Origin of the sequence: Nocardioides sp. J54, from assembly GCF_000519005.1 — a bacterium.
Classification (GTDB): Bacteria; Actinomycetota; Actinomycetes; order Propionibacteriales; family Nocardioidaceae; genus Nocardioides.
Genome location: NZ_JAER01000012.1, coordinates 1 through 23,211 on the forward strand (window position 1 = coordinate 1; position 23,211 = coordinate 23,211).

At 70.8% G+C, this 23,211-nt stretch carries 24 protein-coding genes; 11 read left to right on the plus strand and 13 right to left on the minus strand.

Going from position 1 to position 23,211, the window contains the following annotated elements; genetic code table 11:
• Nucleotides 1-97 precede the first annotated feature (97 nt).
• Entirely contained in the window at nt 98-358 is a 261-nt protein-coding gene (locus NOCJ54_RS25030) for a metal-sensitive transcriptional regulator (protein WP_051485693.1), read from the minus strand.
• Nucleotides 342-758 carry a DUF302 domain-containing protein gene (locus NOCJ54_RS0110300; protein ID WP_028655441.1) on the minus strand — a complete coding sequence of 139 codons (417 nt, stop codon included), beginning with the start codon at nt 756-758 and terminating at the stop codon, nt 342-344. Before NOCJ54_RS0110300 ends, NOCJ54_RS25030 begins: the two co-directional genes overlap by 17 nt.
• Nucleotides 759-943: 185 nt before the next feature.
• Here NOCJ54_RS0110300 and NOCJ54_RS0110305 point away from each other — a divergent pair, with 185 nt between their 5' ends.
• From NOCJ54_RS0110305 to NOCJ54_RS0110325, 5 genes are all read left to right on the plus strand, one after another.
• Nucleotides 944-3,019 carry an MMPL family transporter gene (locus NOCJ54_RS0110305; protein ID WP_232221744.1) on the plus strand — a complete coding sequence of 692 codons (2,076 nt, stop codon included), beginning with the start codon at nt 944-946 and terminating at the stop codon, nt 3,017-3,019.
• An 11-nt stretch (nt 3,020-3,030) separates the two neighbouring features.
• Nucleotides 3,031-3,420 carry a carboxymuconolactone decarboxylase family protein gene (locus NOCJ54_RS0110310; RefSeq protein WP_051485694.1) on the plus strand — a complete coding sequence of 130 codons (390 nt, stop codon included), beginning with the start codon at nt 3,031-3,033 and terminating at the stop codon, nt 3,418-3,420.
• A gap of 18 nt (nt 3,421-3,438) precedes the next feature.
• A complete protein-coding gene (locus NOCJ54_RS29870) occupies nt 3,439-3,609 on the plus strand; it encodes a hypothetical protein (protein WP_186449869.1) in 171 nt (56 codons plus the stop codon).
• Between the two features lie 23 nt (nt 3,610-3,632).
• Nucleotides 3,633-3,836 carry a YgaP-like transmembrane domain gene (locus tag NOCJ54_RS0110320; protein ID WP_028655444.1) on the plus strand — a complete coding sequence of 68 codons (204 nt, stop codon included), beginning with the start codon at nt 3,633-3,635 and terminating at the stop codon, nt 3,834-3,836.
• Nucleotides 3,837-4,691: 855 nt separating this feature from the next.
• Nucleotides 4,692-4,877 (plus strand): hypothetical protein, encoded by a 186-nt coding sequence (locus tag NOCJ54_RS0110325; protein ID WP_028655445.1) that lies wholly within the window; start codon nt 4,692-4,694, stop codon nt 4,875-4,877.
• Between the two features lie 91 nt (nt 4,878-4,968).
• Here NOCJ54_RS0110325 and NOCJ54_RS25035 read toward each other — a convergent pair whose 3' ends face one another.
• Both NOCJ54_RS25035 and NOCJ54_RS0110340 read right to left on the minus strand, forming a co-directional pair.
• Nucleotides 4,969-5,799 carry a mechanosensitive ion channel family protein gene (locus NOCJ54_RS25035; protein ID WP_051485695.1) on the minus strand — a complete coding sequence of 277 codons (831 nt, stop codon included), beginning with the start codon at nt 5,797-5,799 and terminating at the stop codon, nt 4,969-4,971.
• 467 nt (nt 5,800-6,266) lie between these two features.
• Complete coding sequence (locus tag NOCJ54_RS0110340) at nt 6,267-6,815, minus strand: TetR/AcrR family transcriptional regulator (protein ID WP_028655447.1); 549 nt, start codon at nt 6,813-6,815, stop codon at nt 6,267-6,269.
• A 126-nt stretch (nt 6,816-6,941) separates the two neighbouring features.
• Between NOCJ54_RS0110340 and NOCJ54_RS0110345 the strand changes: the two genes are divergently transcribed.
• The gene (locus tag NOCJ54_RS0110345; RefSeq protein ID WP_028655448.1) at nt 6,942-7,853 is read left to right on the plus strand and encodes an alpha/beta hydrolase; all 912 of its coding nucleotides are present in this window, start codon (nt 6,942-6,944) and stop codon (nt 7,851-7,853) included.
• Nucleotides 7,854-7,926: 73 nt separating this feature from the next.
• Here the strand turns inward: NOCJ54_RS0110345 and NOCJ54_RS25040 are convergent, their stop codons facing one another.
• The 8 genes from NOCJ54_RS25040 to NOCJ54_RS25045 all read right to left on the minus strand — a co-directional run bounded on the left by NOCJ54_RS25040 (nt 7,927) and on the right by NOCJ54_RS25045 (nt 16,778).
• Nucleotides 7,927-8,193, minus strand: coding sequence for a hypothetical protein (locus NOCJ54_RS25040; protein WP_051485698.1), 267 nt, complete (start codon nt 8,191-8,193; stop codon nt 7,927-7,929).
• Between the two features lie 274 nt (nt 8,194-8,467).
• Nucleotides 8,468-9,544: an ABC transporter ATP-binding protein gene (locus tag NOCJ54_RS0110355; protein WP_028655449.1), complete on the minus strand. Its 1,077-nt coding sequence runs from the start codon at nt 9,542-9,544 to the stop codon at nt 8,468-8,470.
• Nucleotides 9,544-10,611: an ABC transporter ATP-binding protein gene (locus NOCJ54_RS0110360; RefSeq protein ID WP_028655450.1), complete on the minus strand. Its 1,068-nt coding sequence runs from the start codon at nt 10,609-10,611 to the stop codon at nt 9,544-9,546. The genes NOCJ54_RS0110355 and NOCJ54_RS0110360 overlap by 1 nt, the downstream gene beginning before the upstream one ends.
• The gene (locus tag NOCJ54_RS0110365; RefSeq protein WP_028655451.1) at nt 10,611-11,528 is read right to left on the minus strand and encodes a carbohydrate ABC transporter permease; all 918 of its coding nucleotides are present in this window, start codon (nt 11,526-11,528) and stop codon (nt 10,611-10,613) included. Before NOCJ54_RS0110365 ends, NOCJ54_RS0110360 begins: the two co-directional genes overlap by 1 nt.
• Entirely contained in the window at nt 11,528-12,466 is a 939-nt protein-coding gene (locus NOCJ54_RS0110370) for a carbohydrate ABC transporter permease (RefSeq protein ID WP_028655452.1), read from the minus strand. Before NOCJ54_RS0110370 ends, NOCJ54_RS0110365 begins: the two co-directional genes overlap by 1 nt.
• Nucleotides 12,467-12,472: 6 nt before the next feature.
• A complete protein-coding gene (locus tag NOCJ54_RS0110375) occupies nt 12,473-13,879 on the minus strand; it encodes an ABC transporter substrate-binding protein (protein ID WP_028655453.1) in 1,407 nt (468 codons plus the stop codon).
• Between the two features lie 101 nt (nt 13,880-13,980).
• Nucleotides 13,981-15,459 carry an NAD-dependent succinate-semialdehyde dehydrogenase gene (locus NOCJ54_RS0110380; RefSeq protein WP_028655454.1) on the minus strand — a complete coding sequence of 493 codons (1,479 nt, stop codon included), beginning with the start codon at nt 15,457-15,459 and terminating at the stop codon, nt 13,981-13,983.
• Nucleotides 15,456-16,778: an iron-containing alcohol dehydrogenase gene (locus NOCJ54_RS25045; protein ID WP_332248990.1), complete on the minus strand. Its 1,323-nt coding sequence runs from the start codon at nt 16,776-16,778 to the stop codon at nt 15,456-15,458. Before NOCJ54_RS25045 ends, NOCJ54_RS0110380 begins: the two co-directional genes overlap by 4 nt.
• A 138-nt stretch (nt 16,779-16,916) precedes the next feature.
• On the opposite strand from NOCJ54_RS25045, the gene NOCJ54_RS25050 reads away from it, so the two are divergent.
• The 5 genes from NOCJ54_RS25050 to NOCJ54_RS0110410 all read left to right on the plus strand — a co-directional run bounded on the left by NOCJ54_RS25050 (nt 16,917) and on the right by NOCJ54_RS0110410 (nt 20,797).
• On the plus strand, nt 16,917-17,696 hold the full coding sequence (locus NOCJ54_RS25050) for a GntR family transcriptional regulator (protein WP_084255046.1): 780 nt from the start codon (nt 16,917-16,919) through the stop codon (nt 17,694-17,696).
• Between the two features lie 131 nt (nt 17,697-17,827).
• Nucleotides 17,828-18,397, plus strand: coding sequence for a DJ-1/PfpI family protein (locus NOCJ54_RS0110395; protein WP_028655455.1), 570 nt, complete (start codon nt 17,828-17,830; stop codon nt 18,395-18,397).
• 92 nt (nt 18,398-18,489) lie between these two features.
• Nucleotides 18,490-19,224 (plus strand): alpha/beta fold hydrolase, encoded by a 735-nt coding sequence (locus NOCJ54_RS0110400; RefSeq protein ID WP_198020183.1) that lies wholly within the window; start codon nt 18,490-18,492, stop codon nt 19,222-19,224.
• 48 nt (nt 19,225-19,272) lie between these two features.
• A complete protein-coding gene (locus NOCJ54_RS0110405) occupies nt 19,273-20,346 on the plus strand; it encodes an NADH:flavin oxidoreductase (RefSeq protein ID WP_028655457.1) in 1,074 nt (357 codons plus the stop codon).
• A gap of 85 nt (nt 20,347-20,431) precedes the next feature.
• Nucleotides 20,432-20,797 (plus strand): DUF1330 domain-containing protein, encoded by a 366-nt coding sequence (locus NOCJ54_RS0110410; protein ID WP_028655458.1) that lies wholly within the window; start codon nt 20,432-20,434, stop codon nt 20,795-20,797.
• Between the two features lie 292 nt (nt 20,798-21,089).
• Here NOCJ54_RS0110410 and NOCJ54_RS0110415 read toward each other — a convergent pair whose 3' ends face one another.
• Complete coding sequence (locus tag NOCJ54_RS0110415) at nt 21,090-23,087, minus strand: fatty acid desaturase (protein ID WP_051485701.1); 1,998 nt, start codon at nt 23,085-23,087, stop codon at nt 21,090-21,092.
• Nucleotides 23,088-23,211 lie beyond the last annotated feature (124 nt).

Consider the following 23,211-nt stretch of genomic DNA (forward strand, 5'->3'; position numbering starts at 1 on the left):
CTCGGACAGGGCAGACTGGGGCAAGGCCATCGGTGGATCTCCTTCAGTGTGTCTCTTGGTCGTTTCACACCGAAGATCCCGCCGATGGCCGTCTACGTCAGGCAGCCTCGCCGTGGTCCCTCAAACCCCACCACTCCCGGGGACTCTTACGGCCGCCCTCGGTCAGACACTTCTCCAGGCCGGTGGCCACCAGCGCGTAGCCACCTCGACTGATGGCCTTGTTGACGGCCGCAAGTTGCGTAAGGGCGTCTTCACACTCCGAGCCCTCCTCGAGCATCCGGATCACCGACGCGAGGTGTCCATTGGCCCGCTTGAGGCGAGTGATGATCGCCTTGGTCTCCTCAGGTTCGAGCCGCATCGGAACCCTCCATTTCACCGGTCAGAGCGTTCATCATCCCCGACAGCCGCTCGCGCGCCTCGCGCGCCACGTCGGCGAGGGCCGGACTGAACTCGGTCATCACCGCCGGGTCGAACACCTCGACCGTCGCCCCATCGCCGCTGGCGGCCACCACCACATTGCAGGGCAGCATGGTCGCGACCCGCGGATCTGCGAGGAGCGCCTGGTGGGCCAGCTGTGGCCGGCAGGCGCCGAGGATGATCCGCGGCTCGGTCTCGACGCCGAGCTTGGCCTGCAGCGTGGCGGCCATGTCGATCTCCGTGAGCACGCCGAAGCCGGCGTCGGCCAAGAGGCCACGGACGCGCTCGACGGTGTCGTCGTACGGCGCCGCGACGGTGGCGCTGAGCGTGAAGTCAGTCATTTCGTTCCCTTCGTCGCAGCCGACTCTACATCCCCCCGGGGGGTTATGCTAACGTCGGCCTGCATATCCCCCTGGGGGGTTCCGATCTGAAGGGTTCAACCACTGTGCAGACGACACGCGAGTCAGCCGACGTACACGTCGCGACGACAACCGACACAGGGCCGCTGGGCCGACTGGGGATCTGGGTGACGAACCATCGGCGCCTCGTGACCGTGGCCTGGATCCTGATCGTCGTCGGCCTCGGGGTATTCGCACCCGCCGTGGAGAAGAACCTCTCCGGCGCCGGGTGGCAGGCCGATGGCTCGGAGTCGGTCGCGGTACGTGAGCTCGCCCAGGACCACTTCGGCGGCAACGCCAGCCACGCGATCCAGGTCGTCGTGCACAGCACCGACGGCCCGGTCACCGAGGGCGAGGGGCGGGACGTGCTCGCGGAGGTGACCCGCACCCTCGAGGAGGAGCCGCGCCTCGCGGAGGTCGTCGCCCCGATGCCCGGCGTCAGCCTCTCGGAGGACGGTCGGACCGCGATCGTCCTCGCCGGAGCCGGCGTGGACACAAACGAGATGGTCCGGGTCGCCACCGACCTCAAGGAAGGGCTTCAGGGCCTGTCTACCGACAGGGTGCAGGTCAACCCCACCGGATCCTCGCTGCTGTGGTCGGACTTCAACGAGGCGAACCTCGAGGCGATGTTGACCTCGGAGATGATCTCGTGGCCGGTCACCCTGGCCATCCTCGTCCTGGCGTTCGGCGCGCTGGTCGCCGCCGGCCTGCCGCTGATCCTGACCCTCGCCGGACTGGTCGCCTCGGCCGGTTCCCTGGTGCTCATCAACGAACTGGTTCCGGTCTCCATCTGGGCCATGAACTTCGCGATGATGTTCGCCCTCGCCCTGGGCATCGACTACGCCTTGTTCCTCGTGGTCCGCTACCGGGCGGCCCGCATGGGCCACCACGAGACCGCCCGTGAGGCGATCGCCGAGACCATGGACACCGCAGGCAAAGCCGTTCTCCTCTCCGGCGCTACCGTCCTGATCTCGCTGTCCGCGGTGATGCTCGTCCCGTCGCCGTCGTTCCGGTCGATGGCGGGCGGCATCATGCTCTCGGTCGTGTTCGTGCTTGCGGCGACGCTGACCCTGCTTCCCCTGGTGTTGTTCAAGCTCGACCACAAGATCAACAAGTTCTCGCTCCCGTGGGTCAACGCCGGTGAGCATCGCTCCCCCGCGTTCGCCGCCTGGGGCGAGCGACTCTGGCGCCGCCCGGTCATCTTCGGTCTCGGCTCGCTGGTCGTGCTCGTCGCACTCGCCGCGCCGATCCTCGGCCTCAAGACCGCGATGCCCTCGATCAAGGTCCTCCCCGAGGACGCCAGCGCACGCATCGGCTATGACCAGGTCCAGGACGCGTTCGGCACCGGAGCACCCGGCATGCTGCAGGTCGTCACCGACAACGACGACGCAGAGGAAGCCGCCCGCGTCCTGGAGGCGGACTCGGGCATCGGCGCCGTGCTGCCGGCAATGCCCGCAGCCGACAGGAGCGACCACGCGCTCATTCAGGCCGTCCCCACCGTCGATCCGTCCGACCCGGACCTCGGTGACACCGTCGAGCGCCTCCGCGCCGACCTGCCCAGGTCTGCACTGGTCGGCGGTGCCGCGGTGGAGAACATCGACCTCAAGACCCAGCTCGACGAGTCCACGCCCCTGGTTATCGGGGTCGTCCTCGTCCTCGGGTTCCTGTTGCTTCTCGTCGCGCTGCAGGCCCCGCTGATCTCGCTGCTCGGCACACTCGCCAGCCTGCTCTCGACCGCCGCCGCCTTCGGTGTCGCCCGACTGGTGTTCCAGGACGGCCACGGCGCCGGGCTGCTCGGGTTCGAGAGCCAAGGCTTCCTCGACGCTTGGGCTCCGGTGTTCTTCTTCGCGATGATCTTCGCCATCGCGATGGACTACACCGTCTTCCTGCTCGCCTCCGCCAAGGAACACTGGGAGAAGACCGGTGACCCCCGCGAGGCCATGGTCGGCGCAGTCGCGCACTCGGGGCGCGTCATCTTCGCCGCCGGCGGCGTGATGGTCGCCGTGTTCTTCACCTTCGCCCTCTCCGGCCCCCTGCCGCCCAAGGAGATGGGCGTCATCCTCGGCATCGCAGTTCTCCTCGACGCCTTCCTCGTCCGGCTCGTGCTGCTGCCCGTGATGCTCCGTCTCGCCGGACGCGCCGCCTGGGCCAGCCCGGCCTGGCTGCGCCGAATCCTCCCGAAGATCACCTTCTCCCACGGCTGAAAGGAACACCCATGACCGCCATCCACGTGCACGGCTCACCGCACGGCAAGGCCGTCCTGCGCGATATCGGCCCGCTCCACCAGGAGCTGCGGCGCGCGATCCCAGAGGTCTACAAGGGCTTCGGCGAGCTGTCGAAGGCAGCCTTCGCCGACGGTGCCCTGGACCGCAAGACCAAGGAACTCATCGCCTTCGCGATCGGGGTCGTCGAGGGCTGCGACGGCTGCATCGCCTCCCACGGCCAGGCAGCCGCCCGCGCCGGCGCCACCCCGCAGGAGGCAGCCGAGGCGATCGGCGTCACCTTCCTGATGCACGGGGGCCCGGCGACCATCCACGGTGCACGCGCCTTCGACGCCTTCTGCGAGTTCGTCGACGCCATCGACGCCGGTGAAGCCCCGGCCTGACCCCGAGAGGAATCGACCATGTGCCACCCGAAGAAGTGCCGCACCTGCGGCAAGACCACCTGGTCCGGCTGCGGCCAGCACATTGACCAGGTCAAGGCTCGTGTGCCAGCCGAGCAGTGGTGCGCCGGCCACACCGCCGACGCCAACGACCCCAACGGCGGCTGGCTCAGCCGCATCCTCGGCCGCTGACGGCCCAGACGAAAGTGAACGCAATGAACGTCGACCGCGCCGTGTTCCTGATGGCTGGCACCATCACCCTCCTCGGCCTGCTGCTCGCCCTTATCGTCTCGCAGTGGTTCCTGCTCCTGCCCGCCTTCGTCGGAGCCAACATGCTCCAGGCCAGCATCACCGGCCTCTGCCCCGCCGCGATGATCTTCAAGCGCATGGGCATGCCAGCGGGCTGCGCGTTCAACTGAGGCCATCCGCAAGGGAGCCGATCGCATACGCTCGCTTGGCCGAGTGCAGGCACGTGAACTGACACGACCGTCTCGAGGCGGAACCGGGCACGGAGGGAGATCTGAGATGCACGGTCCTACGATGCTTACGGGCTCGACATCTGCCAGCGTCTTCCGATGTCGTGCGTACCACCTGCACCCCACCGCCACCCTGAATCGGCATTTCCGCAGGTCAGATCACTAGCGGCATCAGAACTACGACATCTGATCCAGTGGGCGGAACCCGCCCCTGACCGCGATCACCGAACCCCCGTCGGCGTGTTCCCCTGGAGCGCCGGCGGGGGTTCGCGCTTGCCCGGCCCGGGGAGAAGCCGCCCGGTGGGCCCTCTGGTTGCGACCTGGGACCGCGACGGTCTGGGGAGCGGACCGACCAGACCTGTCGGCGGAGAGCGCCTCGTCGGGGCCACGCCAAGGCGCCGACGGCACGGCCCGGCAGGATCTCCGGAGTTTGTGGCCGACACCAGCGGAACCGATAGGCCGCATCACCAGCGCGGACCCGTATGGCGGCCGATCCTCGAGGCACAGGTTGTCTGACAACGTGCGCCGAGATCGGGCGGCGCACCCGGGGAGGGCAGGAGGCCATGAGCTCCCGCGGTGCGCACCATGACTCCTTCCGCCGGCGTCGCCAGGCACGGCCGGTCGCGTGTGGGACCACGACCAAGGGACGCTCCCGGTGCCGTCGCCAGCGGCGCTGGCGGAAGGGCCTGCCGCACCGGCAGACAGCAGGAGCTGGACCCAGCTGCTTGCGACGGTTTCGTGCCGGCACCACGCAGGCAGCTCGCCACGATCCCCTCGCAGTCACCGAAGGGGATCGCCGTGGTAGACGACCACGCCGAGTCGATCAGGACGCTCACCTACAGCGTCGAACGCCTCGCGGACGCCCTCACGTACCTCGCCGAGAGGCACCAGGCCCTCGCCGAACGTGTCGAAGCGCTCGAGGCCACGGTCAGCGCCCTCGACGACATCTGCCATCGGAGCGTCCGGGACCGCCACCCAGGATGAGGCGTGGCCCCTGTGGTGCAGGTCGAGGACACGGTTCCCAGGACGCGACCGTCGCCGGCAGGGGTCCGAAGCCCCTGCCGGCACTCGGGCGTCAGGGACGCTCGCCGCGGCCTTCTGTCGACCAGGTGGTCGTCGGGTCGAACTGTTGCGTACTGGTGCTGGGATCGGTGACGCCCGGAGGCGGCGTCGGCGGCGGCGTCTGGCGCGCGGGAGGTGCGGCGCTCGTGCTCGCCTGCCCGGCGTGACGTCGCGAACGAGTGCGCTCGGCCTCCTCACGGCCCTTCCGATAAGCGTCCTCGAGCATCGACTGGGCCACCGGGCGTCCCCCGAGCCCGAAGGCGAGCGCCAGACCCAGCGCGAGCGCCCCCATGGTGGCCGCGAACGCGATGCGGACGATCTCAGGTGCGATCTGGAGCTGCTCGAGGATCATGAACAGCGCAATGACCATCACCACGGCAGGAGCCACCGTCGCGACGATCCGCCCCGTGGGCGTGTCACCCATCGTCCGGGACACAGCGGCGGCGATGCCGCCGGAGACCAGGGCCGCGACGACGAAGATGGCGATCGCCACGAGGACGTTCGGCAGGTAGGCCAGGACCTCGTTCATGAACCTGGTGAGCTCCGGGATGTCCAGGGCGGTCACCGCAGCCACCGCGAAGAACACCAGCACGAACCAGAAGGCGACCAGCGCGACGGCGTGCGACACGCTGGCACCGGGCAGTGCCCGCTCGACGTAACTGTGCGCACGGGACCGCTGCATGTGACCGTCGATGCCCGTCATGGACAGGCCCTTGCGCACCGCGGTGCGGACGAGTCTCGCCACGATCCACCCGATGACCAGCAGGACCAGGAAGCCGATCAGGTTCGGCAGGAAGCCGATGAACCTGTCCAGGGCATTCTGCAGGCTGTTCTCGATATCCATTTGTTCTCTCCCCCCGAAGGTCGCAGGACTCCCCACGACGTGCAGGAGCAGTACCTCCCGCGACCACCGTCACACGGGGCGGAGTCGTGCGACCGGCCCGCGCGTGGGGTCCTCTCGGTACGTCGACAACCGCGCTGAAGCCTGAGGAACTGGCTGCCTAGCCAGCGCCTATTGGGCACCTACCTCCACCAGGCGCAGGCGTACCGTCGCCAGATCCGCGCTGACCTGAGAAAACACTGCAACTCGAAGGGGTCGGCGAGGTGGCACCAGAGGTACTACGACATCCAGGCCCAGGTAGAGGAGAGCGGGCCGGACTCGTTCTCCTTGGTCGGCGGGTGGCGGCTGACCTGCGGAGCTCCCGCGGGTCAGCCGCCGCTCCCCGGTGGGGCGCACGCGAGGAGCATCTGAGGTCGCACGGATGCGGAGACCTGATCGAGCTCGGTCTCGCGAGATCGACCGCACGCCGGTCAGGTGGGACGGGTCCACTGCTCGGCTAGTCGCCTGCAGATCGCCTGCTGCTCCTCCTGGCTCAGCCCGTGGGTCAGGAGTCCTTCGACGGTGAAGACGCCGATCTTGACCTCGGCGTCGAGCCCGGCATGGTCGACGCCCGCCTGGGCGAGGGCCTCGCGGAACATGCCTTCTGCAATGGCGTGGAAACCGGTGTGCCACTCGTCGATGGCAGGTGAGTGCGCTGCCCGCGCGTGGACGGTGTTGACGAGACGCTGCATCTGCTGCAGCTGCCGAACCACCCAGACGACCTGGTCCTCCAACGGCGCGGTCGCGACGCGTTCGTAGTCACCCAGGGCTTCGGTCAGCACGTCGTCGAGCACGGCGAGAAGGACGTCGTCCTTGTCTGCGAAGTACCAGTAGATCGTGTTGCCGGCCACCCCCGCGGCCTTGGCGAGGCTCGCCATGGAGGTGTTCTCGTACCCGTGCTCGATGAACAGCCGGCGCGCCTCGACGAGCAGCTCTGCGCGCTTCTCCTCGCGGTCCTGGTGGCGCTTGTTCGCGGGCATGGACGGGACCCTACCGCTCTCTTGATCATCGTTCCAGAGCGCTCTTGAACGGCAATCAAGATCGGTGCTACGGTCGCTCGAGATCCTTGAATGCGATTCAACAGCAGTGCGAAGGGACCACCAGAGATGACCGGCTACACCCGCGAGGACGTCACGTTCGACTCGCAAGGAACGGCATGCGCAGCGTGGCTGTACCGCCCGAGCGGGACGCAGAATCCGCCGATCGTCGTGATGGCGCACGGATTCGCAGCGATCCGGGCCCTCCGCCTGGACGCGTACGCCGCGCGCTTCGCCGAGGCCGGCTACGCCGTTCTCGTCTTCGACTACCGAGGGTGGGGCGACAGTGCGGGCGAACCGCGACGTGTGCTCGACATCCGCGCCCAGCACCGCGACTGGCGCGCCGCCATCGCCCACGCCCGCAGCATCGAGGGCATCGACGCCAATCGCGTCGTGCTCTGGGGGACGTCGTTCGGTGGCGGTCACGCGTTGCGCCTGGCCGCAGAGGACCACACCCTCGCCGCTGTCATCGCGCAGGTCCCGCACATCAGCGGCCCGGCGTCGGCCTTTTCCCAGCCACCGGGGCTCGTCGCGCGGTTGATCGCTGCCGGTCTCTGGGACCAGCTGCGCGCGCTGCTCGGCCACCAGCCGTACCGGGTGGACGCTGCCGGCTATCCGGGCGACCTGGCGATGATGACCTCGCCGGACGCCGCGCCGATGGCGATGCGCCTGGCCGGCGACCGCTACGAGGAGCTGCTCCCGGAGAACAACGTGGCAGCACGTATCGCGCTGCGGGTGCCCTTCTACTCCCCCGGCCGTCTGGCCCCCAGGATCACAGCTCCCACCCTCGTGCAGATCGCCGAGCGCGACACCGTCACCCCGTTCAAGGTCGCGCAGCGGGCCGCCGCGAAGCTTCCCAACGGCGAGGTCCGCACCTACGACTGCCAGCACTTCGAGCCCTACCTCGACCCCTACTTCGACACCGTCGTCGGCGACCAGCTCGACTTCCTCAGGGCCCACGTGCCGCTAGCCGCATCCTGAGCTTCCGAGCCCGGCCACAGCAGGAGGCCGCAGCGCCCGGACCCGGCCGACGGCGCTCGGGTGCGGCGGTGGGTCAGAGGTCCAGCTCCCGCAACGTCAGGTCCGCCGGCAGCTCGCCGGTCTCGAACCAGTGCCGGAACACAGGGGTCACCGTCGCCGACGTCCAGACCTCGTGGGGAGACACCAGGGCGACGTGGTCGCTCCACTCGATCTCCTCGGTCGGGGCCGGCGCCCTCGCCTCGTCGCGGTCACCGACCGCGCGGCCGAGGACGTACTGCCGGAACCGACCACCCTCGGCCCGGCGTACCTCGGCCGTCAGGCGAACCCGGCGGCCCGCCACCTGGAGGTAACTCCTCCGGCCACTGGTCGAAGTCGATGGCGCTCAGGCTGGGATCACCGACGAGCGGAGCCGGCAGCGCCGCCCAGATCTCGGACCACTTCCGCTTGCCGTCGAGGTGCGTGAACCCGCTCGACCCGGCGAAGGGGTTGCCCGGGTTCAGCGGGTCCGGCAGCGGCATCGTCGTGCGCCCGTACCGGCCGTGGTTGATCTTGACGTGGGTGAAGTTGGCGCTCGACACGCCCCCACCCTCGCACGGTGCTCCGGTGCGGAGGGCTCACCGCCCCGTCCCGGCCAGTGCCAGGCCGGTGTCGGCGTCGAAGAGGTGGGCGCGGTCGAGGTCGACGGCGACCGACATCCGCTCGCCGCGGGTCCCGGTGACGGTGGGGCGGGCCTTCACCTTGACCATCGCGTCGCCGATCTTGACGTCGACCAGCGCCCGGTCCCCCAGCGGCTCGAGGCCGTAGAGCTCGCCGTCCAGGGCCACGTCGCTGCGGCGCTCGACCGACAGGTCCTCGGCCCGCAGGCCCAGCAGGAGGGGGCGGCCGTCCTCGGCCGTCGCCCACTGCGGCCGCGGCAGCTTCCACCCCTCGGCGCCGATGAGCTGGTCGCCCTCGGCGTGGCAGGCGAGCAGGCTGATGCGGGGGCTGCCGACGAAGCCGGCGACCCACTTGTTCGCGGGGCGCTCGTACACCTCGGTCGGTGTGCCGACCTGCTGCACCGTGCCGTCGCGCAGGACGGCGAGGTGGTCGGCCATCGAGAGGGCCTCGACCTGGTCGTTGGTGACGTAGACGAACGTGCCGCCGAGGCTGCGGTGGATGCGGGTGAGCTCGGTGCGCATCTCGACCCGGAGCTTGAGGTCGAGGTTGGTCAGCGGCTCGTCCATCAGGAACGCCCGTGGCCGTCGTACGAGCGCACGTGCCAGCGCGACCCGCTGCATCTCGCCGCCGGACATCTGCGCGGGTCGCCGGTCCAGCAGCCGCTCGATGTGCAGGAGCTCGGCGACCTGCGCGACCGCGGTGCGGATCTCGTCCGCCGGCGCCTTGCGGGCGCGCAACGGCGAGGCGATGTTCTCGAACGCGGTCTGCCGGGGGTAGAGCGCGTAGCTCTGGAACACCATGGCCAGGTCGCGGGCGGCCGGCGGGTCGTGGGTGGCGTCGCGCCCGTCGAGGTGGACGGTCCCGGCGTCGAGCCGCTCCAGCCCGGCCAGCGCCCGCAGCGTCGTCGTCTTGCCCGCCCCGGACGGACCGAGCACGACGAAGAAGGACCCGTCGGGCACCTCCAGCGTCACGTCGTTCAGCGCCTGCACGTCTCCGAAGGACTTGCGCAGCCCCTGCGCGCTCACGGTTCCCATCAGGCCACCAGCTCTTCCGTGGTCGTGTCGTAGACGGGCGGGGTGCCGCCCGCGTGCCGCAGGCCGACCGGGGCGTCCTCGCCGAACCGCACGGTGGGTGGCATCCGCACCCGTACGTCGCGCTCGCCCCCGTGGTCGACCACGTAGATGATCTCGTCGCCCAGCGCCTCTGCGGAGACGATCCGGGCGGGGACCGCGCCCTCTGCCCCGGGCTGGGTGACCTCCAGCGCCTCGGGCCGTACGCCGGCGACCAGCTGCCGGTCGCGCGGGAGACCGGGCGGCGGGGTGAGCGTGAGCCCGCCCGGCGCCCGCAGCGCGCCGTCGGCCACCTCGACCTCGAGCAGGTTCATCGGCGGTGACCCGATGAACCCTGCGCAGAAGAGGCTCGCCGGCCGCTGGTAGACCTCGAGCGGGGTACCGACCTGCTCGACCCGGCCCTGGTTGAGGATCGCGATCCGGTGACCCAGCGACATGGCCTCGACCTGGTCGTGGGTGACGTAGACCATCGTGGTCCCGAGCTCGGCCTGGAGGTGCTTGATCTCGGTGCGCATGTCGGCACGCAGCTCCGCGTCGAGGTTGGTCAGCGGCTCGTCCATGAGGAACGCCCGCGGTCGTCGTACGAGTGCACGCGCCAGCGCGACGCGCTGCTGCTCGCCGCCCGAGAGCCGGTTGGGGCGCCGGTCGAGGAGCTTCTCGAGCTTCATCATCCGCGCGGCCTCGTCGACCCGCTCCCGGACCTCGGCCGCGGGCAGTCCCTCGGCCCGCAACGGGAAGGCCAGGTTGTCCCGGGTGCGCAGGTGCGGGTACAGAGCGTAGAACTGGAAGACCATCGCGATGTCCCGCTCGGCGGGTTCCAGGTCGTTGAGCAACGTGTCCCCGATGTGGATGTCGCCCGACGTCTGCCGCTCCAGGCCAGCGATCGCGCGCAGCGTGGTGGTCTTGCCGCAGCCCGAGGGGCCGAGCATGACGAAGAGCTCACCGTCGCCGATGGACAGGTCCACCCGGTCGACCGCGACGGTTCCGTCGGGATAGCGCTTGTGCAGGGCGCTCACCTCGATGCCGGCCATCAGCGACGCACCGCCCCGAGGGTCACGCCCGCCACCAGGTGCTTGCGGACGAGGTAGGTGAACACCAGCACCGGCAGCGCGAACACCACGGCGGACGCAGCCACCAGGCCCCAGTCGACGGTCGTGCCGCCGATCAGACCGGCGATCGCCGGTGGTGCGGTCCGCACGTCCGAGCTGGAGGTGAGGAAGATCGCGAAGACGAACTCGTTCCACGAGAAGATCAGGGCGAACACCGCGGTCGCTGCGATGCCCGGGACGAGCAGCGGGAGGGTGACCTTGTAGAACGCCTGGAACCGCGAGTAGCCGTCCAGCATCGCGGCGTCCTCGTACTCCGCGGGGACCTCGTCGATGAAGCCCTTCATCATCCAGATCGTGAACGGCACGTTGAACGCCGTGTAGATCAGGACGAGGCCGAGCTTGGTGTTGATGAGCCCGAGGTCGCGGTACATGAGGAAGATCGGGATCACGACGACCACGGGCGGCATGAACCGGGTCGAGAGGATGAAGAACAGCTGGTCCTTCTTCGCCTTCAGCGTGAAGCGCGAGTAGGCCCAGGCGGCCGGCACCCCGAGCAGCGTCGCCAGCGCCGTCGAGGCACCCGCGACGATGACGGAGTTGAGGAACGCGACCGAGAGGTCGGAGCGGCCACCGCCGGGCTTCACGAAGACGTCGCGGTAGTGGTCCAGCGTCGCGTCGAACCCGATGAACTGCGCGGGTACGGCGTAGACGTCGCGGCCGTCCTTGATGGAGGTCTCAACCATCCACAGGACGGGGAACAGCATGGCCACCGCCAGCAGGAGCAGCAGCCCGCCCTCGATCACCGCGCGGGCCCGGCTGCCGCCGCCGGTGCGGCGGCGGGCGTGCGGGGTCGGGTCGGAAGCCGGACCGGGGACGGCCTCGTCGACGGAGAGCGCCATCACCCCTCCTTCAGCTTGTTGAGGTAGCGCAGGTAGAACTGCGCCAGGACGATGACGACGAGGACCATCAAGATCCCGTACGCCGATGCGGTGCCGGTGTCGAAGCCGAGGAACGCGACCTTGTAGACGTGGAAGGACAGCGTCTCGGTCGACACCCCCGGACCGCCGTTGGTCAGGATGTAGACGGTGTCGAACTGGCGGAAGGCCTCGATCGCGCGGAACATCACGGCGATGAGCAGCAGCGGCCAGACCAGCGGCAGCGTGATGTAGCGGAAGCGGAACCACTCCGACGCCCGGTCGATCGCCGCCGCCTCGTAGAGGTACTTCGGGACGGCGGTCAGGCCGGCCAGTGCGATGAGCATGATGAACGGCGTCCACTGCCAGGTGTCGACCACGACCAGGGACAGCATCGCGGTCCGCTGCTGGGTCAGCCACTCGACCTGGCCGAGGCCCAGCGACCCGAGGAGGCTGTTGACGACGCCGAACTGGGTGTCGAGCATGAACCGCCAGAACAGACCGACGACGATCGGTGAGAGCATCATCGGCACCAGGAACATCGTGGTGAGGGCGCCCCGGCCGCGGGTCCGCCGCGAGATCAGGTAGGCGATGCTGAAACCCAGGACGGTCTGCAGGCCGACCGCCCCCACGACGTAGATCAAGGTCGTCAACGCCCGCTGACGCACCTGCGAGGAGGTCAGGACCTCCGCGTAGTTGTCGAAGCCCACGAAGCTGGCCGGCACGTCCCGCGCTGCCGAGTAGTCGGTGAACGACAGGTAGAGCGCCCACAGCAACGGGAAGACCGACATCGCCAGCAGCAGCAGCATGGCCGGCGAGATGAACCCGATCGCGAGCCATCGGTCGCCGAGGCGGGAGAGCCGCCCTGGAGCAGGAGGCGACACGGTCGCCTCCTGCTCCGGGGTCTCGAGCGTCGAGGTCATCGGCCGTCAGTCCAGCCCGCCGCTGGACTCCAGCACGGACTGCTGCTGCCGGGCGATCTCGTCGAGAGCCTCACGCGGGTCCTTGGCGCCGTTGAGCGCGGCGTTCACGTTGGTGTTCTCGATGTCGATCAGGCGGGCGTACTCGGGCACGTTCCACATGTCGCGCAGGCGCGGGACCGACTCGGCGTACACCACGTTGAACGGTGCGGCGTCGAGGAACTCCGGCGACTGCAGCGCGTCGGTGCGCGAGGGCACGCCACCCGCGGCAGCCCACTTCTTCTGGACCTCCGGCTGCTGGAACCAGCGCATGAAGTTCAGCGCCTCGAGCTGCTCGGCCTCGGAGGTGTACGCCGAGACGTGCATCCCCATGCCGCCCAGCGGCACGAAGTCGGCGTCCTGGGACGGCAGGGTCGCGAAGCCGAGCTTGTCGAGGATCTCCTCGCGGGTCTTGCCGAGCGTCGACTGGGCCGGGTCGAGCAGACCGCCGCTCGCGGCGATCCACTGGAAGGCGATGCACGCCTTGCCCTGGGCGACGGCGGCGTTGACCTCGTCGATGAACCAGTTGCCCGAGCCCTTCGCGGTGAGCGGCTTCATCTGGTTGACGAGGACGTCCATGGCCTTGTGCCCGGCCTCGTCGTTGATGACGCCCTCGATCTTCCGGTCCTTGGACTCCCAGAGGTTGCCGCCGTACACGCCGTTCACCGTGTTGTAGGTGACGGCTGCTGCGTCGGAGCCGTTGGACTGGTGGAACGCGAGCCCGCTGACACCGGGGTTCTCGTCCTGGCAGGTCTTGGCCGCGGCGATCATCTCGTCCCAGGTCTTCGGCGGCTCCTCGCCGATGAGGTCCTTGCGGTAGATCATCGTCCACGTGTCGCCGAGCAACGGCAGGCCGTAGAGGCTCGCGTCCTCGTCGCGCTGACCGGTCTCGGCCTGGGGGTACTGGCCGTACGCCGCCAGGAGGTAGGGGTCGTAGGCATCGGTGTCGATGTTCTCCTCGACGAACTCGGTGATGTCGAGGATGTTGTCGTTCGTCACGGCCTCACCGATGTGCTGCGAGTCCAGGACCGCGATGTCGAAGTCGGTCTGGCGCGCGGCGAACTGGGTGAACATGGCGTCGTGCCAGTTGGCGTTGGGCACCGTGTCGACCTTGATGGTCACGTTGGGGCGCTCCTTGGTGTACTCCGCGTTCGCGAAGTCCTCGAGCGCCTGCGCCGGCGGCCACTCGAACCAGATGAAGTTGAGGGTGACCGGGTCGTCGGTCAGGTCGTCGAGCTCGGACGGCGCCTCCTTGCTGGCGGGCTCGGAGTCGTCCCCGCACGCGGCGAGCCCGAGGCTCACCAGCATCGCGACGGCGGTGGCCCCCGCCAGCCGGGCGCGACGGGCCGGCCCTCGGGATCGGTTGGCGAATCGCATTGTTGTCTCCTCGTTCCTTCGCGAGCGGGTGGTTCGGCTCGTGGTTCCTCAGGTTCTTGCGGGTGGTGGTGGTTGTGGGTGGTGCTGTTCTCGTTCGTGGATCACCAGGACGTCGCGACGTACTGGGCCTCCAGGAACTCGAGGAGCCCTTCGGTGCTCCCCTCGCGGCCGAGTCCGCTCTGCTTGGTGCCGCCGAAGGGGGCGGCAGGGTCCGAGACGAGGCCTCGGTTGAGGCCGACCATCCCGCTCTCGAGGCGCTCCGCCAGGCGGAGGCCACGGGCGAGGTCGGCCGAGTACAGGTAGCTGACGAGGCCGTACTCGGTGTCGTTGACGGAGCCGAGCACGGCCTCCACGTCGTCGAACCGGACGACCGGCGCCACGGGCCCGAAGATCTCCTCGCGCAGCAGGCGGGCGTCTGCGGGTACGTCGACCAGGACGGTGGGCGGGTAGAAGCAGCCGGGGCCCTCGCCCGGGCTGCCGCCGAGCAGGACGCGGGCGCCCCGGCTGACGGCGTCGGACACCAGCTCGTCCACCTTGCGCACCGCCTCTGCGTTGACCAGAGGTCCGCAGTCGGTGACGTCGTCGGTGCCGGGGCCGACGGTGAGCGCACCCATCCGCTCGACGAGACCGTCGACGAACGCGTCGTGGATCCCACCCTGGACGTAGAAGCGGTTGGCCGCCGTGCAGGCCTGGCCGCCGTTGCGCATCTTGGCCACCATCGCACCGTCGAGCGCGGCGTCGAGGTCGGCGTCGTCGAGGACGACGAACGGCGCGTTGCCGCCGAGCTCCATCGCGGTCTTGAGGACGCGGCCGGCGGCGATCCCCAGCAGCACCCGGCCGACCTCGGTGGACCCGGTGAACGAGACCATCCGGGTGCGCTCGTGCGTCAGCATCGCCTCGACGACCGGACCGGGCGAGGAGGTGGTGACGACGTTGACCACGCCGGCGGGGAGGCCGGCCTCCTCGAGCAGCGCCGCGACCGCGAGTGCGGTGAGCGGTGTCTCCGCGGCCGGCTTGAGGACGGTCGTGCAGCCCGCGGCCACCGCCGGCGCGATCTTCCTGGTCGCCATGGCCGCCGGGAAGTTCCAGGGCGTGACGAGCACGCTGACGCCGACCGGCTGGTAGGACACGAGCAGCCGGTTGGCGCCCGAGGGGGCCGTGCCGAGCTGGCCGCGCAGCCGCACCCCCTCCTCGGCGTACCACCGGAAGAACTCGGCGGCGTACGACACCTCCGCGCGGGCGTCGCCGAGCGCCTTGCCGTTCTCGAGGCTGATCAGCCGCGCGAGCGCCTCGCTGCGCTCCTGCATGAGGTCGAAGGCGCGCATCAGGACTCCGGCCCGGTGCCGGGGGGACGTCGCCGCCCACTCGGCCGCAGCCGCCGCGGCGGCGTCGACAGCGGCGACCCCGTCCTGCGGGTCGGCGTCGGCGACGGAGGTGAGCACCGTGCCGGTCGCCGGGTCGTTCACGTCGAGGCGGCGCCCGGTGGCCGAGCCGCGCCAGGCACCGCCGATGAGGAGGTCGGTCGGCTGGGCCAGCCCGGGCACGAGGGCCGGATGGACGGGCTGGGCGAACGCGGTCATCGCGCACCTCCTGCTGCGGTGAGGTCGGGCTCGTCGAGGTCGTGCACGGTCGCGGAGGAGTCACGGAGCGCGGCGCGGTCGCCGGCGTACGCCGCCCGGACGATCTGCTCGACTGTGTCCACGTCGAGCGGCCGGGGGTTGTTGGCCACCAGCCGCTGGGCCCCCATCGCCTGCTCGGCGGTCCAGCGCAGCTGGTCGGCCGGCAGCCCGAGGTCGGCGAGGGAGGAAGGGATGCCGACCGCGTCGAGCAGCGCGGCGACCCGGTCGATCGCCTCGGTGGCGAGGTCCTCGGCGGAGGCGTCGGGCGAGGCGCCCATCGCCAGGGCGATCGCGGCGAGCTCGGGGATCCGGGCCGGACGGTTGAACTCCATCGCATAGGGCAGCAGTGCGCCCACCCCGAGGCCGTGCGCGGTGTGGGTCAGGGCCCCGACGGGGTACTGGATGGCGTGCGCCACCGCGGTGCCGGCGCTGCCGAGCGCGAAGCCGCCGGCCGTCGCGCCGAGCATCATCGCCTCGCGGGCGACGAGGTCGTCCGGCGTGGACCACGCTCGCTGCAGGTGGGCCGTGATGACGCGGACGCCGAGCAGCGCGAAGACGTCGGTCAGCTCGTTCTTGCCCACGAAGACCCGCTCGGTGCCGACCTCCGCGACCACTGGACGTCGTACGGCGGTGAAGGCCTCGATCGCGTGGCAGAGCGCGTCGGCGCCGGCCGCCGCCGTGAGGCCGGGAGGGCAGCCGACGGTGAGCTCCGGGTCGCAGATCGCGGTGTGCGGGATCAGGTGCGGGCTCGAGATGCCCACCTTGCTGACCCGCTCGGGATCCGTCAGGACCGCGACCGGCGTGACCTCCGACCCGGTGCCGGCGGTGGTCGGGAGTGCGACGACCGGCACGACGGGGCCGGGGACGCGGAGCTCGCCGTAGTAGTCGGCAGGGTCACCGCCGTGGGTCAGGACGACGGCGACGGCCTTGGCGAGGTCCAGGCAGCTGCCGCCCCCCATCCCGACGATGACATCGGGCCCGATGCCGGCGGCCAGCTCGGCACACTGGGCGACCTGGTGGACCGGGACGTCGGGCAGCACCTCGGTGTACGTCGTCACACCGACCCCCGCCTCCTCGAGGACCTGGACCAGCTCGGCGAACTCGGGGGTCGCGCCGAACCGGGCGTCGGTGCACACCAGGGCACGTCGGCCCAGGCCCGCAGTCATCGTCCCGAGCGCGCGCCGCTGCCCTGCTCCGAAGAGGACCTGACGCGGACCGCGCAGAACGCCGAGCATGCTCACGGGGGGACTCCCTTGCGTGGTTCGGGATGGTGGGACCATCGGTCGTGGGAACCGGTTCGGAGGAACGGCTACTTCTGGAAGTAGCCGATTTCCTATACGATCCGATTTCGTGAACAATGCATGAACTGGAAGGCCGTGTCAACAGACTCGGGGGAAGATTCCATGGGAGGAATGCGCATGGCTGGCGACCGACTGGTCCGGACCGATCCCGACTCCGCGACCGAGGCGAACGACCCCGAGCCGACCCGGCTCGGCAGCAGCTCGCCCCGCCACGGGAAGACCCGCGGCCGGATGGCGGACGAGGTGCACGCGACCTTGATGCGCGAGCTGATGTCGCTGCGGATCGTCCCGGGCGCCCGCCTCACCATCGACACGCTGGCCCGCGAGCTGGGCGTCTCGCAGACCCCGATCCGCGACGCGCTGAACCGCATGGAGGCGGACGGCCTGGTCGTCCGCGTGCCCAACGCGGGCTACCGCATCCCCCCGCAGATCACCCGCGACCGGTTCGAGGACATGGTCGAGGTACGACTGCTGCTCGAGCCCGCAGCGGCCCGCCGCGCGGCCGAACGAGCCACGAAAGCGCAGGTCAACGAGCTGCGGAGGATGATCGACGAGATGGCCGAGCTGGTCGAGGGCGGCGGCCAGGTGGCCTACGGGGACTTCGGCCTGCGCGACGCCGCGCTGCACGACCTGGTGGCCCAGGCGGCCGGCAACGAGCTGGTCCGGGAGGCGCTCGCCCGCCTGCACGCCCACGTCCACCTGTTCCGGCTCGTCTACGACACCCAGGTCACCTTCCTCGCGATGGGCGAGCACGAGGAGATCCTCAAGGCGATCGCCGCGCGCGACCCCGACGCGGCGGCGTACTCGATGCGGCAGCACATCCTGCTCTCGCGCGACCGCTTCCAGGTCCTCCTCGACCGCGCCGAGGCGTCCGCGGCATCGGCCGACGAGACCTGAGACACCGGGGCGGCGCCCGCACACAACCCGGATCTGGGGGTTGACGCCGCGTAGGTGGAGCGGGATTCTTAGCCCAATCCGGGTTCGATCGGATCGGATTTGATACCAGCCCACCTCCCGAGGAGAGAGACGTGCCCAGAGCGCTGCTCCTGGCCGGCGACGCCGCCGAAGAGCTCGACACCATGTACCCCTACTACCGCGTCCAGGAGGGCGGCTGGCAGGTCGACGTCGCCAACCGCTCGATGCGGCCCATCCAGCTCGTCATCCACGAGTTCGACCCCGAGTGCGACGCCTACGTCGAGAAGGACGGCCGCAAGCTGCCCGTCGACGTCTTGTGGTCCGAGGTCGACGTCGAGGCGTACGACGCGCTGATCATCCCGGGCGGTCGCGCCCCGGAGTGGATCCGCGACGACGCCGACGTACGCCGGATCACCGAGCACTTCTTCGCCCGCGACCTGCCGATCGCGCTGATCTGCCACGGCGCCCAGGTGCCGGCCGTCTACGGCTTGCTGAAGGGCCGCCAGACCGCCTGCTTCCCGCCGATCACCGGTGACATGGAGAACGCCGGCGCCACCGTCGTCGACGCCCCCGACGTGGTCGACGGCAACCTGGTCTCGTGCCGCGGGTGGCCCGACATGCCGCAGTTCGGCCGGGTGCTGATGGAGGTCTTCGACAAGTCCGTCAGCTCCGCGACCGCGTGAGCGCCGGGACTCCTGCGCTCACGGCAGGGGGGCGCACGGTCGTCGTCGGGGGCCTTCCGGTCTCGCTCCTCGACGTAGGCGACGGTCCGTTCGTGCTCCTCCTGCACGGCTCCGGCCCCGGCACCACCGGGGCCGGAGCCTGGTCGGCGACGGCCACGGCGCTCGCGGGCCGGGTCCGCTGCATCGCGCCCGACCAGGCCGGCTTCGGCCACTCGCCGCTCCCGCACGGGTCCCGCGGCGGCCTGCAGGTGTGGACCGAGCGCGCCGCCGCGCTGATGGACGAGCTCGGTGCGACGGCGTACTCCGTCGTCGGCCACTCGATGGGCGGCGCGGTCGCCCTCGCCCTCGCCGCCGCGCTCCCCGAGAGGGTCACCCGCGCCGTCGCCGTCTCCACGATGGGGGCGCCCGGCGCTCCCCTCTCCCCCGACCTCGACGCCTTGTGGGGCGCTCCCCCGGGTCCGCACGGCGCCCGGGACATGCTGGGTCGGCTCCTCCACGACCCCGCCCTCGTCACCGACGCCGCCGTCGCCGCCAGGGCCGAGGCCATGGAGGCCGGCAAGGACTCCTTCGCCGCGCTCTTCCCGCCGCCGCGCGAGCGCTGGGTCGACGACCTCACCCTCTCCCCGACCATCCTCGCGGCCATCCGCGCGCCGGTCCTCCTCGTCCACGGCGCCCGGGACCGCGTCACCCCGCTCGCCGAGTCGGCACTCCCCCTCCTCGACCACGTCCCCGACGTGCGCCTCCACGTCTTCGGGCGGTGCGGCCACGTGCCCGCCGTCGAGCACCCCGGGGAGCTCCGCCGGCTGCTGCTGGACTTCCTGACCTGAGGGCGCACCGCTGCTCGCGAGGTTGGCTCGCACTGAGACCATTCCGGGGTGTCCGCCCTCTCCGACAGCCTTCGTCCCGCCCACGGCCCCGCCTGGCGCAACCGCTTGGCCCTCGCGCCCCTCACCAACACCCAGAGCAACGACGACGGCACCCTGTCCGACGACGAGCTCGACTGGCTGGTGGCCCGGGGGCGCGGGGGCTTCGGGCTGACCGTGACCTGCGCTGCGTACGTCTCCCCCGAGGGCCGGGCGTGGCGTGGCCAGCTCGGCATCGCGAGCGACGACCACCTCCCCGGCCTCACCCGACTCGCCGCGGGGCTGCGGGCCACGGGCACCCGCTCGGCGGTGCAGCTGCACCACGCCGGGATGCGCGCCGACGCCGGCCTCAACGGGACGGCCAACGTGGCCCCCTGGGACGAGCCGCGCAAGGACGCCGTCGCCCTGACCACCGAGGGCGTGGACCGGGTCGTCACCGACTTCGTCGACGCCGCCGTGCGGGCGGAGCAGGCCGGGTTCGACGGCGTGCAGGTCCACGGCGCCCACGGCTACCTGCTGGGCCAGTTCCTCGACGGCCGCTCCAACCACCGCGCCGACGGCTACGGTGGCCCGCTGGAGCACCGGATGCGGGCCCTGCTCGAGGTGGTCAGCGGGATCCGTGCCGCCACCGGACCCGATTTCCAGCTCGGCCTCCGGCTCAGCCCGGAGGGCTACGGCATCACGGTCGCGGAGGGCCGCGAGACCGCGCGCACCCTGCTCGCGACCGGCGTGCTGGACTACCTCGACATCTCGCTGTGGGACGTGCGGATGCGCTCCCGCGACACGTCGTACGACGGCCTGCTGATCGACCACTTCACCGACCTGCCCCGGCACGGGGCGCTGCTGAGCGTCGCCGGCAAGGTCACCTCGGCCGCCGACGCCCGGTGGTGCCTGGACAAGGGCGCCGACGTCGTCTCGGTCGGCATCGGCGCGATCCTGCACCACGACTTCGCCGCCCGGGCCATCGCGGACCCCGGGTTCGAGGTGCGCGCGCGTCCCGTGCCCGCCGAGGTCCTGGCCGCGGAGCACGTCGGCCCCGCCTTCGTCGACTACCTCGCGGCGGGCTGGGACGACCTCGTCGCCTGACCTCTCGTGGGCACGGCGCGGCGGCAGGTGGGCCGGGTGGGCCGGGTCCCGCCGGCGACCGATGCTCCGTGCGAGACTCCCGGCCATGGCGATCGATCCCAGCGGCAAGGACGTGAAGCGCTTCCTCGAGGAGGACCCGGACGGACCGGTGGTGATGCTCAACCTGCTGCGGTTCGCCGAGGGCGGGCGCGAGCTCTACGACCAGTACGCCGAGGCCGTCACCACGACCTTCCTCCCGCGGTACGGCGGCAAGGTCGTCTACGCCGGCAGTGGCTCGACCGCGCTCGTGGCCGAGGACGGCCAGGCGTGGGACGCCGTGCTGCTGGTCCGCTACCCGTCGCGGGCGGCGTTCTGCCAGATGGTCGCCGACCCGGAGTACCAGCAGGTCACGCAGCTGCGGACCCGGGCGCTCGCCGAGGCCGTGCTCCAGCCCACCTCCGCCTGGGCGTAGCGGTAACCGGGCGAGTCAGGAGGTCGCGGCCAGGCCGATCAGCAGCGCGACAGCGGCAGCGCCGAGCGTCAGCCAGCACGCTTGGGACACACCACACGTCGGCGCCTGCCGGTGGCCCTCCGCCGACGCGTCGGTGCGGGCGGACGCCGCGTGGGCTGGCATCCTGCGTGGGGCGCGCGACCGGGGCGCGCCGGCGGAGGGGGTCTGCGAGGAGGGTCTCGACGAGCGGACGGGCGGCCAGGTGCTCCCTCGCACCCAGCCACCCCGGTCCGCGCTCCCCTCCGCGACGCCGTCAGGCGTCGTAGTCCACGCGGACCTCCTCGCTGACCGGGTGCGCCTGGCAGGTCAGCACGTAGCCGTCCGCCACCTCGGCGTCGTCGAGGGCGTGGTTCTGGTCCATGACGGCCTTGCCGAGGAGGACCTTGGCGCGGCAGGTCCCGCAGGCGCCGCCTGCGCAGGAGTACGGCGGGTCGATGCCGGCCTGCAGCGCGGCGTCGAGGATCGACTCGCCGGTCGACGCGAGCTCGAAGGTCGATTCGACCCCACCCACGGACACGATGACCTGGCTGGTGATCTCCACGTCGACGGCCGACTCGGCCTCGGCGAGGTGGAAGACCTCCGAGAGGACCTGCCCCCGGGCGGTGGGTGCGAGGGCACCGCGCACGTCGTCGACCATCTCCTGCGGTCCGCAGAGGAACCAGGCGTCGACGTCGGCCGCGTCGGGCACGAGGCTCGTGACCAGCGCCGGCGAGATGCGGCCCGCCAGCGCGGCCCCGGGCTCGCGGGACAGGACGCGGTGGACGACGAGGCGCTCGCCGTACCGCTCCTCCCATGCGCGGATCTCGGCGTCGAACATGGTCGAGTCGGCGGTGCGGTTGCCGTAGACGAGGGTGAACCGGCTCCGCGGCTCGCAGTCGAGCGTGGTGGGGATCGTCGACATCATCGGCGTGATGCCCGAGCCGGCGACCACCGCGACGTGGTGGCGCGCCTGCCCGGCGTCGAGCGGCACGTTGAAGGATCCGGTCGGCGTCATCACGTCGAGGAGCTCGTCGACGGCGAGATCCTGGTTGACGTAGGTCGAGAACACGCCGCCCTCGATCTGCTTGACGGCGACGCGCAGGGTGTTGGCCTCGACCGGCTCGACGAGCGAGTAGCTGCGCCGCACCTCGACGCCGCCGACCACGGCCCGCAGGGTGATGTGCTGGCCCTGTGTGTAGCGGTACTCCGCCGCCAGGTCGGCCGGGACGTCGAAGGTGACCACCGTGCTGTCGTCGGTCAGTCGCTCCACCGCGGAGACCCGCAGCGGGTGGAAGACCGGCCGGCGGGTGGTGCCGTCGCCGGCGCTCGGGGCGAGCTCATCGGTGAGGCGGCGCCACGTCCGGTACTCGCTGGCCGTCAGCGACCGGCCGAACCAGGTCGAGATCGCCGCGTTGCGGTCGAGGTAGGCCTGCTCGTTGCGCCGCCAGGCGCGGACGTAGCGGTAGAACGGGATGCTCGGGTGCAGGTGGTGCACCAGGTGGTAGTTCTGGTAGACGAACAGCGGCGTGAGCAGCGCCTCGCCGCCGACACGGACGCGGGTTGCCTGGTACCTGTCCTCGCGCTGCGTCCGGGTCAGGCCGTGGTGCGGCAGGTAGTCGAACCACCAGGCGAGGAACATGATCCCGATCCGCTGCGGGATGAACCACGCCCACAGCAGCTCGTGGCCGTAGCCCGCGGCGGCGACAGCGGCGAAGGCACCGGCGACGACCGTGAACACCAGCAGGACCGAGACCACCTCGCGCCGCGGCCGGTCGTTGATCCGGCGCAGGTAGTAGACGATGTACCAGATGTCGATGGTCGCCCACCGGAACGGGTACTGCCAGGCCGGACCCTCGTCGCACCACTTGTCCGGGTCGATCGACTTCGGCTCGTTGGTGTTGCGGTGGTGCTCGATGTGGATGAACTTCACCAGCGGGAAGGTCGCCCACGGCACCACCAGCGGCACGGACAGGTGACCCAGCGCGTCGTTGACGCGGGTGTTGGTGCTGATGGCGTGGTGGGTCGCCTCGTGCAGCACGCTGAACATCAGGAACGTGACCGCGGCCCCCATGGGCACCGTCACCCACGGCGACCAGCCCCAGGCCAGGGCGCCGGCCAGCTCGATCCCGAAGAGCGCCAGCGTGCCGACGTACAGGGCCAGCGTGGGCCAGGCCATCCGCGGCACGCGCTCGCCGGGATCCGGCAGCCCGGTGACCGGCTGGCGCAGCTGCGGCCGGGCGGTGTCTTCACGGAGTCCGGTTGACGTGTCCATGGCGCCACCGTAGGGCGCGCCGCCGGGGCGTGGCCTGTGCAGAAGTACAACGCTGGGCGGAGCGCTTGGACGGGCCACCGAGCCGGGAGCGCCCGCGCTGTCGTCGGCCTCCCCGACGCCGCCG